Annotated in this window: 11 protein-coding genes; 9 read left to right on the top strand and 2 right to left on the bottom strand. The window is 66.2% G+C overall.

What is annotated here, in order from left to right; translation table 11 throughout:
- Positions 1-22: 22 nt before the first annotated feature.
- From scpA to AC1RR3_RS05080, 9 genes are all read left to right on the top strand, one after another.
- The gene (gene scpA / locus AC1RR3_RS05040; RefSeq protein ID WP_492819991.1) at positions 23-2179 is read left to right on the top strand and encodes a methylmalonyl-CoA mutase; all 2157 of its coding nucleotides are present in this window, start codon (positions 23-25) and stop codon (positions 2177-2179) included.
- Between the two features lie 37 nt (positions 2180-2216).
- Complete coding sequence (locus tag AC1RR3_RS05045; protein ID WP_492819993.1) at positions 2217-2513, top strand: nucleotidyltransferase family protein; 297 nt, start codon at positions 2217-2219, stop codon at positions 2511-2513.
- Positions 2514-2545: 32 nt separating this feature from the next.
- The gene (locus AC1RR3_RS05050) at positions 2546-3316 is read left to right on the top strand and encodes an RsiV family protein (protein ID WP_492821401.1); all 771 of its coding nucleotides are present in this window, start codon (positions 2546-2548) and stop codon (positions 3314-3316) included.
- Between the two features lie 131 nt (positions 3317-3447).
- Positions 3448-4440, top strand: a complete 993-nt coding sequence (locus AC1RR3_RS05055) for a tripartite tricarboxylate transporter substrate binding protein (RefSeq protein ID WP_492819995.1) — start codon at positions 3448-3450, stop codon at positions 4438-4440.
- A 173-nt stretch (positions 4441-4613) separates the two neighbouring features.
- Positions 4614-5108 (top strand): tripartite tricarboxylate transporter TctB family protein, encoded by a 495-nt coding sequence (locus AC1RR3_RS05060; protein WP_492819997.1) that lies wholly within the window; start codon positions 4614-4616, stop codon positions 5106-5108.
- A 4-nt stretch (positions 5109-5112) separates the two neighbouring features.
- Positions 5113-6624, top strand: a complete 1512-nt coding sequence (locus AC1RR3_RS05065) for a tripartite tricarboxylate transporter permease (protein WP_492819999.1) — start codon at positions 5113-5115, stop codon at positions 6622-6624.
- A 51-nt stretch (positions 6625-6675) separates the two neighbouring features.
- Positions 6676-7665, top strand: coding sequence for a methylmalonyl Co-A mutase-associated GTPase MeaB (meaB, locus tag AC1RR3_RS05070; RefSeq protein ID WP_492820001.1), 990 nt, complete (start codon positions 6676-6678; stop codon positions 7663-7665).
- A complete protein-coding gene (locus AC1RR3_RS05075; RefSeq protein WP_492820003.1) occupies positions 7662-8321 on the top strand; it encodes a pyroglutamyl-peptidase I in 660 nt (219 codons plus the stop codon). Before meaB ends, AC1RR3_RS05075 begins: the two co-directional genes overlap by 4 nt.
- 93 nt (positions 8322-8414) lie before the next feature.
- Positions 8415-9785, top strand: a complete 1371-nt coding sequence (locus tag AC1RR3_RS05080) for a TIGR03808 family TAT-translocated repetitive protein (protein ID WP_492820005.1) — start codon at positions 8415-8417, stop codon at positions 9783-9785.
- On the opposite strand, the gene AC1RR3_RS05085 is transcribed toward AC1RR3_RS05080, so the two are convergent.
- Complete coding sequence (locus AC1RR3_RS05085; protein WP_492820007.1) at positions 9782-10576, bottom strand: TIGR03809 family protein; 795 nt, start codon at positions 10574-10576, stop codon at positions 9782-9784. The two genes, AC1RR3_RS05080 and AC1RR3_RS05085, sit on opposite strands and share 4 nt — an antisense overlap.
- 481 nt (positions 10577-11057) lie before the next feature.
- Entirely contained in the window at positions 11058-12743 is a 1686-nt protein-coding gene (locus tag AC1RR3_RS05090; RefSeq protein ID WP_492821403.1) for a S8 family serine peptidase, read from the bottom strand.
- Positions 12744-12790 lie beyond the last annotated feature (47 nt).

A 12790-nucleotide genomic window follows, 5' to 3' on the forward strand; every position in this document is an offset into this window, starting at 1 on the left:
CGCCTATGATATGGTTGAAGCCATGAGCCGCATTCCTAATTTTGCCGATGTCGCCTTCGAGCGCATCGCCACCACCGCACCAGCCGGCAGCGCCGAGCCGTGGCTGACGCCCGAGGGCATCCTGGTGAAATCAGCCTATGGCGAGGCCGATCTGGCCGGGCTCGATTTCCTCGAGACCTATCCGGGCATCGCGCCCTATCTGCGCGGCCCCTACCCGACCATGTATGTCAACCAGCCCTGGACCGTCAGGCAATATGCCGGCTTCTCCACGGCGGAGGATTCCAACGCGTTCTACCGCCGCAATCTTGCGGCCGGGCAAAAGGGCCTCTCGGTCGCCTTCGATCTCGCCACCCATCGCGGCTATGACTCGGATCATCCGCGCGTCGGCGGCGACGTCGGCATGGCCGGCGTGGCCATCGATTCCATCTACGACATGCGCACGCTGTTCGCGGGGATTCCGCTCGACCAGATGAGCGTGTCCATGACCATGAACGGCGCGGTGCTGCCGATCCTCGCGCTCTACGTCGCCGCCGCCGGCGAACAGGGCGTCGCGCCGGAAAAGCTCTCGGGCACCATTCAGAACGACATTCTGAAAGAGTTCATGGTGCGCAACACCTACATCTATCCGCCCGCGCCCTCGATGCGGATCATCTCGGACATCTTCGCGTACACCTCGCAAAAGATGCCGAAGTACAATTCGATCTCGATCTCCGGCTATCACATGCAGGAGGCCGGCGCGACGCAGGATCTCGAGCTCGCTTATACGCTCGCCGACGGCGTCGAATATCTGCGTGCCGGCCTTGCCGCCGGTCTCGACGTCGACCGCTTCGCGCCGCGGCTGTCGTTCTTCTGGGCGATCGGCATGAACTTCTTCATGGAAGTCGCCAAGATGCGCGCCGCGCGCCTGCTCTGGGCGAAGCTGCTGAAGCCGTTCAACCCCAGGGATCCGCGCTCGCTGTCGCTGCGCACGCATTGCCAGACCTCGGGCTGGTCGCTGACCGCGCAGGACGTCTTCAACAACGTGATGCGCACGACAGTCGAGGCGATGGCGGCAACGCAAGGCCACACCCAGTCGTTGCACACCAACGCGCTCGACGAAGCCTTGGCGCTGCCGACCGATTTCTCGGCCCGCATCGCCCGCAATACCCAGCTGTTCCTCCAGCAGGAGAGCGGCACCACGCGCATCATCGATCCCTGGGGCGGCTCCTATTATGTCGAGCGGCTGACGCGCGACCTCGCGGCGAAGGCCTGGAGCCACATTCAGGAGGTCGAGGAGCTCGGCGGCATGGCCAAGGCCATCGAGGCCGGCGTGCCCAAGCTGCGCATCGAGGAAGCTTCCGCCAAGACCCAGGCCCGGATCGATGCCGGCAAGCAGGCGGTGATCGGCGTCAACAAGTACAAGCCGACAGACGAAGCCCCGATCGACATCCTCAAGGTCGACAACACCAATGTCCGGCGCTTGCAGATCGACAAGCTGACGCGGCTCAAATCCGAGCGCAACCAGAAGGACGTCGATGCCGCGCTCGCCGCGCTGACGCGCTCGGCCGGCGAAGGCAACGGCAATCTCTTGGCGCTCGCCATCGACGCGGCGCGCGCCAAGGCGACCGTTGGCGAAATCTCTGACGCGATGGAGAAGGTGTTCGGCCGCCACCGCGCCGAAATCAAGTCCATCACCGGCGTCTACAAGCGGGAGGCGTCCAGCATGGGTAACCGGGTCGAGAAGGTTCAGGCGCTGATCGACGCCTTCGAGGAGGCGGAAGGCCGCCGCCCGCGCATCCTGGTCGCCAAGATCGGCCAGGACGGTCACGACCGCGGCCAGAAGGTGATCGCGTCTGCGTTTGCCGATATCGGCTTCGACGTCGACATCGGGCCGCTGTTTGCAACTGCCGACGAGGCCGCGCGGCAGGCGGTCGAGAACGACGTCCACATCCTCGGCGTCTCCTCGCTCGCCGCCGCCCATCTCACCGCCGTGCCGGAGCTGAAGGCCGCCCTGAAGAAGCAGGGCCGCGACGACATCATGATCATCGTCGGCGGCGTGGTGCCGCCGCAGGATTATGATGCGCTCTACGCCGCCGGCGCCGAGGCGATCTTCCCGCCGGGCACGGTGATCGCGGACGCCGCCGAGGAGCTGATCCGCAAGCTGAATGCGCGGCTCGGGCATAGCGAGGCGGCGGAGTAGATGGTACGCTGGCCGCGTCACCGGCCAGGTTGTGTCCATGACACGTGATGAGGTCATCGCTGCGATACGCAAGAATGCTGGTGCCATCAAAGGCAAGGGCGTCTCGAAGCTCGCCATCCTCGGCTCGCGGGCCGGCAACGACTATCGCCCGGACAGCGACATCGATGTCCTCGTCGAGGTCGAACCGAAAGCCTCTTTCTCGCTGCTCAACCTGATCGACGTCGAGCAGATCATCGAGGACGCGACCGGCTTGCAGGCGCAGGCAACAGTCCGGCGCTCCGCCTCCCCCCACTCTGCGCAGCAGATCGCAGACGACATCCTCGAGATATTCTGACGCTCACGTAAGGACCACTCCCCTTGAAGTTCATGATCGGTTTGAGCGTCGCCGTGGCGCTTGGCGCAACCTGCGTGATCCCCGCCCTCGCCGCGGACCCAAAGCCCGACGCCGTCGTCAAGACCAAGAGCATCGAGGCGCGAATCTTCCTCGACGACAGGATCAAGGCCGATGCGGCGTTGGCAGCCGACTGCCTCGCCGAGGGCAAGAAGTGGCTCGACAAGAATGCAGCGGACGCCGCCGCATCGCGCAAGCAGGATCCGCAGTTCTTCAAGGACGGCGGTTGGGACTTTGAACGTAAATATGCGATCCGCTCTGTCGTCGCAGACCGCTATGCCAGCGTGCTGCGCAACGACTACATGGACACCCATGGTGCTCATCCGAACTCGGACGTGAACACGATCCTGTGGGACAAGACTTCGAACAAGCGCATCTCGATCCGCCCGTTCTTCGCCGAGACCGCCGATAGCGGCCCCACCATCAAGTCGATGGTGAAAGCTGTCATCGCCTCGCTCAAGGCTGAGAAGAAGAAGCGTGACACCAGCGAGACCGCGACCGACGAATGGTTCAAGAGCGTGGAGCCGAGCCTGCTCAAGATCGGCGCGGTGACGCTTTCGCCGTCGACTGAAACCGGCAAGAGCTCCGGCCTCACATTCCACTATCCGCCTTATGCGGTCGGCCCTTACGCCGAAGGCGAATATGTCGCATTCGTGCCGTGGGAGACGCTGAAGCCTTTCCTCACTGCGGAAGGCACGCGCATCTTCGGCGGCGCTCGACCGAAGGGCGATGCGGAAGAGCAGTGATCACCATTTGAGCAGCGACATGTTGCTCACAGCGCGCTGGTAGCGCTACCTTGCAGCGAGCTCACAAAGCCGACTAGAATGCCGCCATTGACAAGAGCGCCCGGTGTCACGGGCGCCGCTGGGAGGCATTGATGTCCAAGATTTCGCGCCGCAGCTTTGCGGCTTCTTCCGCTGTGATTGCCGCATCCGCCGCATTCGGTCTCACACCCGCACGCGCGCAGGCCTATCCGGCGCGCCCAGTCACCGTGATCGTGCCCTGGGGCGCCGGCGGCGGCACCGATGCGACTGCGCGCATTGTCGCAGCCCTGCTGGAAAAGGATCTCGGCCAGCCCTTCAACGTGGTGAACCGCACCGGCGGCTCCGGCGTGGTCGGCCATAGCGCGATCGCAACCGCCCAGCCGGACGGCTACACCATCGGCATGCTCACGGTCGAGATCTCGATGATGCACTGGCAGGGTCTCACCGAGCTGACGCCGCGGAGCTACACCCCGCTGGCGCTGATGAACGAGGATCCGCCGGGCATCCAGGTCTCCTCATCCTCGCCCTACAAGACGGTCAAGGAGCTCGCCGAGGCGATCAAGGCGGCGCCGCCCGGCAAGTTCAAGGCGTCGGGCACCGGCCAGGGCGGCATCTGGCATCTGGCGCTGGTCGGCTGGATGCAGGCGATGGGCCTGCCCGCCAACCAGGTGGCCTGGGTGCCGTCGAACGGCGCCGCACCCGCGATGCAGGATCTCGCCGCCGGCGGCCTCGACCTCACGACGTGCTCGGTGCCGGAAGCGCGCGCCATCATCGAGGCCGGCAAGGCCAGGAGCCTCGCCATCATGGCACCGGCGCGCAACCCGATCTTCAAGGACGTGCCGACGCTGAAGGAGGCGATGGGCATCGACTACGCGACCGGCGCCTGGCGCGGCATCGGCGCGCCGAAGAACCTGCCGCCCGAGATCGCAACGAAACTCACTGCCGCGCTGAAGAAGGTCTTCGACTCCGCCGAGTTCAAGGATTTCATGAGCAATCGCGGCTTCGGCACGGTGTGGGGCGATGCTGGCTACTTTGCCGGCTTCATGGACAAGGGCGATGCCCAGATGGGCGAAGCGATGAAGGCAGCAGGCCTGAGCAAGGCGTGATGTTTCACCTCTCCCCGCCTGCGGGGAGAGGTCGGATCGCATCGCAGATGCGATCCGGGTGAGGGGGACTCTCCGCGAGTCCATCTCTCACCGTCCCCGCGGAGAATCCCCCTCACCCCAACCCTCTCCCCGCAAGCGGGGCGAGGGAGAAGGACACTCACAGGACCCCTCCCATGCGTCTTCCCGACTCCATCACGGGATCGTTTCTCGTCGTGCTCGGTGCGGCTTCCGCCTATGGCGGCTGGCTGTTGCCGCCGGTGCCGGGGCAGCCGGTCGGCCCCAACGTGTTTCCGCTGGTGATCGGCACCGGGCTCGCTCTGTGCGGACTGGCGATCGTGTTCGGGATCGGCCATTCCTTCGAGGAAGAGGAAGAGCTGATCCCGCTGGAAGACGGCCAGACGGCAGCCGCAGCGCCGCCGCAGGGCAAGCTCTACAGCTTGCGCGCGCTGCTGCCGCCAGCGCTACTGCTGTTCTACGTTGTCGCCGCCGACCGGCTCGGCTTCATCATCACCGCGGCGATCATGGTCTACGTCACCTCGACCGCGCTCGGGGCGAAGTGGAAGCTGGCGCTGCCGCTCGCCGCGCTCTCGCCGTTCGGCATCCACCTCATCTTCGGCAAGCTGCTGCGCGTGCCGCTCCCCGCCGGCCTGCTGCCGACGCCCTGGTGATCCCATGCTCAAGACCCTCATTGAAGCGTTCGCACTGATCTCTACCTGGGAGGTCATCATCGCGATGTTCGCGGCCTCCGTGTACGGCCTCGTCATCGGCTCACTACCGGGCCTGTCGGCGACGATGGCGACCGCTCTGCTCGTCCCCGTCACTTTCTATCTCTCGCCGATCGCGGCGATCGCGACCATCGTCGCGGCGTCCTCGATGGCGATCTTCTCGGGCGACATCCCCGGCGCGCTGCTGCGCATTCCCGGCACGCCAGCTTCGGCCGCTTATGCGGACGAGGCCTATGCCATGACCCGCAAGGGCCAGGCCGAACTGGCGCTCGGAGCCGGCGTCTGGTTCTCCGCGGTCGGCGGCATCGCCGGCGTGCTGTCGCTGATGATTTTGGCACCGCCGCTCGCCGAGATCGCGCTGTCGTTCTCGACCTTCGAATATTTCTGGCTGGCGTTGCTCGGCCTGATGTGCGCCACTTTGGTCGCGCGCTCCTCGCCGGTGAAGGCGATCGCCGGCATGTTCCTCGGCCTGCTGGTCTCCTGCATCGGCATCGAAAACCCCGGCGGCGTGCCGCGCTTCACCTTTGGGATCACCGATCTGTTCGGTGGCATCGAGCCGATCCCCGCGCTGGTCGGCGTGTTCGCGGTGGCGCAGGTGATGCGCGCGATGCTGACGCCGGAGCCACCGCCACTGCCCCGGCGCAAGTTCGGAAGCATCATGGCCGGCCAGTGGAAGCTGACCAAGAAGTACCATTGGCAGATGACGCGCGGGAACATCGTCGGCATCATCATCGGCGTGCTGCCCGGTGCCGGTGCCGACATGGCCGCCTGGGTCTCCTACGCGATGTCGAAACGCTTCTCCAAGGAGCCGGAGAAATTCGGCACCGGCCATGTCGAGGGCCTGGTCGAGGCCGGCGCCAGCAACAATGCCAGCATCGCCTCGGGCTGGGTGCCCTCGCTGCTGTTCGGCATCCCCGGCGACACCATCGCGGCGATCGCGATCGGCGTGCTCTACATGAAGGGGCTCAACCCCGGCCCGACGCTGTTCACCGAGAAGGCGTCGAGCATGTACGCGATCTATCTGATGTTCATCATCGCGAACATTTTGATGATCCCGCTCGGCATCGCCATGATCCGGATCGCCGCCTACATCCTGCTGGCACCGCGCTCCGCCATCATGCCGATCATCATGCTGTGCTGCGCGGTCGGCTCGTTCGCGATCGGCAACAACATGTTTGGCGTCGTCACCGTCGCCGCCTTCGGCGTCATCGGCTATGTCATGGAGGCGAACGGCTATCCGGTGGCCGCGATGGTGCTCGGCATCGTCATGGGCACCATGGTCGAGCAGGCCTTCGTCACCTCGCTGATCAAATCCGACGGCAGCATCCTGCCGTTCTTCGAGCGCCCCGTCGCCGCCATCCTCGCCGCCATGGCGATCGGCGCGCTGCTCTGGCCGGTGATGGTGTGGGTCTGGCGCAAGGTGAAACCGGTGCAAGCGGCCGCGGCAACATCCCGGTGATAGGCGGCGGGCGGCCCTCGCCTGCTCCGCCGAGGCGTTGTAAAGCAGGGCATGACTGAGAAGAAGGCCCCGCTCGACATCAAATCCCTCGCCCGCGACCTCCGCGCAGGCAGCCGCGCGGCCCTCGCCCGCGCGATCACGCTGGTGGAGAGCCGGCGCGGCGACCATCAGGCGCTGGCGCGGGAGCTGGTGCAGATGCTGCTGCCGGACACCGGCAAGGCATTTCGCGTCGGCATCACCGGCTCGCCCGGCGTCGGCAAATCCACCACCATCGACGCGCTCGGCACCTATCTCATCGAGCAGGGCCACAAGGTCGCGGTGCTCGCGGTCGATCCGTCCTCGGCGCGCAGCGGCGGCTCGATCCTCGGCGACAAGACGCGGATGGCGCGGCTGTCGGCCTCGGATGATGCCTTCATCCGTCCCTCGCCGTCCTCGGGTACGCTCGGGGGCGTCGCTGCAAAAACGCGCGAGGCGATGCTGCTGTGCGAGGCGGCCGGATTCGGCGTCGTGCTGGTCGAGACCGTCGGCATCGGCCAGTCCGAGACCGCGGTCTGCGACATGACCGATTTCTTCCTCGCGCTGATGCTGCCCGGCGGCGGCGACGAGCTCCAGGGCATCAAGAAGGGCCTGGTGGAGCTCGCCGACATGATCGCGATCAACAAGGCCGACGGCGACAATCTCAAGCGCGCCAACATCACCGCCGCCGACTATCGCGGCGCGCTGCATATTCTCAGCCCCCGGTCGGAACACTGGCACCCACCGGTCGTCACCTATTCGGCGCTGGCCGGCACTGGCATCGCCGAGCTTTGGCAGAAGGTTCTGGATCACCGCAAGGCGATGAATGCATCCGGCGATTTCGCCGCGCGGCGGCGCGACCAGCAGGTGAAATGGATGTGGTCGATGCTGGAGCAGCGCATGCTCGCACGGCTGCGCAGTGAGGCATCGGTGCGGACGAAGGTGAAGAAGATCGAGTCCGAAGTCGCCGATGGCCACCTCACCCCGGCGCTCGCCGCCGAGCAGATTCTGGAGTTGCTGCAATGAGCCAAAAGCTCCGCATTCTCCTCACCGGCTTCGGGCCGTTCCCCGGCGCCCCCTATAATCCGACCCAGCCGCTGGTGGCGCGGCTCGCGCAACTGCGCCGGCCGGCGCTCGACGATGTCGAGCTGTTAAGCCACATCTTCCCGGTCACCTATGCCGCGGTCGACCGGCAATTGCCTGAAGTGCTTGCTGCGCAAAAGCCCGACGCGCTGCTGATGTTCGGCCTCGCTGCACGCACGCCTTACCTGCGCATCGAGACCCGCGCGCGCAACGCCGTCACCATGCTTTGGCCCGATGCCGCCAACACGCGCTCCAGCAAGCGCGGCATCGCCGGCCATGCGGATGCGATGATGTTCGGTCCGCACACGGCAAAACTGCTGCGCGCCGCGCGCCTCACCGGCATCGACGCCCGCCCCTCGCGTGATGCCGGCGCCTATCTCTGCAACTATCTGAGCTGGCGCGCGATCGAGAACGTGAGGGCAGGCGGGCCGCAGCTGGCGGCGTTTATCCATATTCCTCTGCTCGCGCGCAGCGGAGCCGTGCGACGCAAGGGCGCAGCCCGGATCACGCTGGAGGAGCTGGTGGATGCCGGGGAAGCGATGCTGATGGAGCTGGCAGGATTGGCAAGGAAGCGGCGGAACACGCCGTCCTCGCGGTAAACATTTAACCCTACCGCGAACAATCCCCGCACCCGCGGCCGCCCTGCGCTACCTAATCCGCGCGGACCCCCGCGTCCGCCGGAGGACGCAGCCATGGACCTCAATCGCCGTCATCTCATCGGAGCTTCGACCGCGGGCATCGCCGGCGCGCTCGCCATGCCCGCCGATGCCGCGCGCGCGGCGCCGCTGACGTCGCTGCTTGGCCGCGATGCGACCCAATATGGCGTGCGCCCCGGCAGCAGCGAGGACCAGACCCGCGCGCTTCAGCGCGCCATCGATGAGGCCGCACGGGCGCAGATGCCGCTGGCCTTGCCGCCCGGCGTCTACCGCAGCGGATTGCTGCGGCTACCGAACGGCGCGCAATTGATCGGCGTGCGCGGCGCGACGAAATTCGTCTTCACCGGTGGCGCCTCGGCGATCCAGAGCGATGGCTCGGATTCGATCGGCATCACCGGCATCACCTTCGACGGCGGCAATATTCCGCTGCCGACCCGGCGCGGGCTGATCCACCTGCTCGGCGGGCGCGACGTTCGCATCACCGATTGCGAGATCGCGAACTCAGGCGGCAGCGGCATCTGGCTCGAGCAGGTGTCCGGCGACATCTCCGGCAACATTTTTGTCAACACCGCCGTGACGGCGGTCGTCTCCTTCGACGCCAGGGGCCTCAGCGTCTCCCGCAACACCATCACCGGCACCAACGACAACGGCATCGAGATCCTGCGCACCGCGATCGGTGACGACGGCACGCTGGTCGCCGACAATCGCATCGAGGACATCAAGGCCGGCCCCGGCGGCTCCGGCCAGTACGGCAACGCCATCAACGCCTTTCGCGCCGGCAATGTGATCGTGCGCGGCAACCGCATCAGGAACTGCGACTATTCCGCGGTGCGCGGCAACTCCGCTTCAAACATCCATATATCAGGCAACAGCGTCAGCGACGTGCGCGAGGTCGCGCTCTATTCCGAGTTTGCGTTCGAGGCCGCGGTGATCGCCAACAACATTGTGGATGGCGCCGCGGTCGGTGTCTCCGTCTGCAATTTCAACGAGGGCGGCCGCATCGCGGTGGTCCAGGGCAATATCATCCGCAATCTCATCCCGAAGCGGCCAATCGGCACCGCGCCCGATGATGACGCCGGCGTCGGCATCTATATCGAGGCGGATTCATCCGTGACCGGCAATGTGATCGAGAATGCGCCCTCCTACGGCATCGTCGCCGGCTGGGGCAAATATCTGCGCGACGTCGCCATCACCGGCAACGTGATCCGCAAGGCGCTGGCCGGCATCGGCGTCTCGGTGGTGCCGGGCGCCGGCACCGCGCTCGTCAACAACAACATGATCTCGGAGACCCCGCGCGGCGCCGTGGTCGGCCTCGACCACGCGCGCGCCGTGACGGCGGACCTGTCCGCCGACGGCGCACAGCGCTTTGCACAGGTCGTGATCGGCGGGAATGCGGTGCGGCGCTAGAACGCGTTCCGCAGCAGCGGGTACTTCGCTTCGAGGCCGTCGAGGCTGAAGGTGAATTCGACGAGGCGCTCGGGAGCGGCGACGATTTCGACGGCTGGCGGGGCGAACTGCGGCAGGAGGGTTGCCATCGCGGCGGGCGTTGCGACAGGCGGCCTCACCACGGGCGCGGCGGCCGGTGTCGCGACAGGCATTGCGAACGGCGACCTCACAGCGGGGGCCGTGCGCGGTGTCATCGCGGTGGGCTCGGCAAGGGGTGACTTCACCGCAGGTGCGGCGGCCGATGCCCTCGCAGCGGGTGCCTTCAGCGGCGGCATCTCGGCAGGGGCGATGAACGACGCCACCAGCGCAGACACCCCAACCGCTTCAGGTTCAGCAAGCGGCGCGATCGGGGCCTCGATGATTTCCGCCAGCACATCCGGCTTGGGGGCGAGCCTGACCGGCACGGCGGTCTCGGGGGCGATGTGGACGGCCTTTGGCTGCAACATCTTGGGCTGCACGGCCTGCGCCTGGTCGCGCGGAAACACGCGGGGCATCGTCGCCGGCGACCAGCCGAATGCGGAGGTGACGCTCGCGGCGGCCGCGGCGACGTCTCCGCCTGTGGCGATGGCGCGCCAGGTTTGAACGGCGCGCTTGGCTTCCTGGATGTTTTCGAGGAATGCGATTTCGGAGTGATAGCGGCGCCAGCGGCCCGTCTCGAACATTTCGGAGAGATGTTCCAGCCGCTGTTCGGCGAGAGCGCACCAGCGTGCCGCAATGTCACGGCTAACAGCCGTGCTCTGGCGATGTGTCATAAACCTGCCCGTGAGGAGAAAAATACGGACGCGACGCAACGCACACGAATCAATTTAGAAGCGACATGAATATTTTGTGGAAAAGTTTTGACTTGTCCAGCAACGACACGGCGTTCGTCATGAAACACCGTAGTCGTGCGGAGTTTTCAGGCATTTCCGAGTCAAGCTTCGCGCAAGCATGACGGACTTGCGGTGGACCTGAACGAGGTTGGCGATGAACGCAGTCGCGTTTGCTCAACCGCAAGCTGATCCCGCACATGGCTTCAAGGAATCGGATGCCCCAAAAGAAAAGACCCGTCCGGGGGGACAACCGGACGGGTCGAGCCATATGGGCGCTTGGGGTGGATGGGCGCTCGCGCCTAATATGACTGATGGGGAGGGATGACCGCTCCCACATAATTTGGTCGTGGCAGCCAGCTGAACGTTCAATGCGGCGTTCGATTTTTTGACCTTGGGCCTGCGCGCAAACTTGTCTCAGCCGCTATCGCGTCGCCGGCCTATCCGCCTGAGAAATCGCGGATTTATCGCCTGCGCTCGACAGCGAGGGTTGTTCCAGCGCGCGGATGCCGGGCTCATCGCGACGCTTCTCGATATCTTCACGTTTAGTTGTACCGGAAGCCGCGGCAACGGGCGTCGCGCTATCTGCCGGAACAGCCATGACCGCGGCAAACGCATCGGCCTCGCCGTCGCCGAACAGATCATCACGCCCGGGTGAACCGAGGTCGCGCGCGGTCTTCGCCAGCGTCATGCGCAGCGCTTCCGGCTTGAGCGCGTAGTTGCGCTCGAGCAGCAGCGCCGCGACGCCGGAGACATAGGCCGCCGAGAACGAGGTTCCCGACGTCATCTGGTATTTGCCGTCGGGCGCCGGCAGGAAGATGTCGACGCCGGGCGCGGCCAGCGCGATGTAATTGCCGCGGTTGGACGCGGAAAACAACTTGTCCTGCTGGTCGGTCGCGCTGACCGCGATCACGTTGGGATTGGCGGCAGGATAAAGCGGCGGCGATTTCGCCCCGGCATTGCCGGCGGCCGCGATCAGCACGAGGCCGCGCGCGGCGGTCGCGGCGATGGCGCGCTCGATTACCGCGTCCTTCGGGCCGGCGAAGCTCATATTGACGATCTGGGCGCCGTGCTCGGCGGCGTAGTTCAGCGAGCGCAGGATGATGTAGGACGAGCTCTCGGCGCCACCCGTGGTGCCGCCGAAGGCACGGATTGCAATAATGCGCGCCTCGGGGGCGCTGCCCATCAGCCTGGCATGCGCCACGATGGCGCCGGCGATGCCGGTGCCATGGACATGCGGGCCCTCGGTGCTGCCCAGCGCATCGAAATTGTCGGCGACGGAATGGGCGAGTTCGGGATGGTTGGCGTCGATGCCGGAATCGATCACGGCAATTGTGACGTTGGCGCCGTGCGCCAGCGTATGCGCCTGCGGCAGCCGGAGCTTTGCCAGCGCATATTGCGCCGGATCGCCCTCGGTCGGCACAGCCGACTTCTGGTCCTGGAGCACGTAGCGGAAGTTGGGCTGGACCGAACGCACGCTGCCGTCGGCGGCGAATTCGCGCCGCACCGTCTCGGAGGGCCGGCCGTCGGTGATGCGGAACAGGCCGAACGTCGCTCCGATCAGCGGGAAATTCTCGGACGCGATGCGCGTCAGCCCATGGCGCCGCGCAAGCGCGTCGGCATCGGCAACCGACAGGGCACCGTCGATCTCGGCGACGAATTCGCCTGCGAAGCTGCGCTGGCTCACCGCAACCTGCGTGTTGTTGCCACGCCCCTTGCCGGCGCTCTTCTTGCCCGATTTGCCGGTGCCCTCGCCGCCCGCATTTGGCTGGGCCAGGCATTCGCCGGCGGCGTCGCGGTAAGGTGCCGTGCAGGCCGGATAGAGATTCGGCGAGTAACGCGCATAGGGCAGCACCGGCGTCGGCCCCATTCGGGCCGCCGGGATCCGTGCGGTCGTGATCGTGCGGGGGCCGCGATCGACGCTCACCGCCCGTGCAGCAATGCTCGGAGAGATGGTCGGCGTGCGCGAGGGGACGCTGATGGTGGGCGTGCGCATGATCGCCTGCGCCTGCGCGACCTCGACGCCGAGACAGGCGGCGAGCAGCAGCGCGGCTCCGACCGAGGACGCGTACGCCCCGGCTCGTACCTTACTCTCGGATCTGCGTGTCATCGGTGCAGCGGGGGGGGGGGGGGGGGGGGGGGGGGGGGGGGGGGGAC

It is taken from the genome of Bradyrhizobium sp. GW821-FHT13H05, assembly GCF_058804065.1.

Coding starts and splice junctions, on each gene's coding strand:
- scpA (WP_492819991.1), top strand. CDS start 23: ATGAGCCGCATTCCTAATTTTGCCGATGTCGCCTTCGAGCGCATCGCC.
- AC1RR3_RS05045 (WP_492819993.1), top strand. CDS start 2,217: ATGACACGTGATGAGGTCATCGCTGCGATACGCAAGAATGCTGGTGCC.
- AC1RR3_RS05050 (WP_492821401.1), top strand. CDS start 2,546: ATGATCGGTTTGAGCGTCGCCGTGGCGCTTGGCGCAACCTGCGTGATC.
- AC1RR3_RS05055 (WP_492819995.1), top strand. CDS start 3,448: ATGTCCAAGATTTCGCGCCGCAGCTTTGCGGCTTCTTCCGCTGTGATT.
- AC1RR3_RS05060 (WP_492819997.1), top strand. CDS start 4,614: ATGCGTCTTCCCGACTCCATCACGGGATCGTTTCTCGTCGTGCTCGGT.
- AC1RR3_RS05065 (WP_492819999.1), top strand. CDS start 5,113: ATGCTCAAGACCCTCATTGAAGCGTTCGCACTGATCTCTACCTGGGAG.
- meaB (WP_492820001.1), top strand. CDS start 6,676: ATGACTGAGAAGAAGGCCCCGCTCGACATCAAATCCCTCGCCCGCGAC.
- AC1RR3_RS05075 (WP_492820003.1), top strand. CDS start 7,662: ATGAGCCAAAAGCTCCGCATTCTCCTCACCGGCTTCGGGCCGTTCCCC.
- AC1RR3_RS05080 (WP_492820005.1), top strand. CDS start 8,415: ATGGACCTCAATCGCCGTCATCTCATCGGAGCTTCGACCGCGGGCATC.
- AC1RR3_RS05085 (WP_492820007.1), bottom strand. CDS start 10,576: ATGACACATCGCCAGAGCACGGCTGTTAGCCGTGACATTGCGGCACGC.
- AC1RR3_RS05090 (WP_492821403.1), bottom strand. CDS start 12,743: ATGACACGCAGATCCGAGAGTAAGGTACGAGCCGGGGCGTACGCGTCC.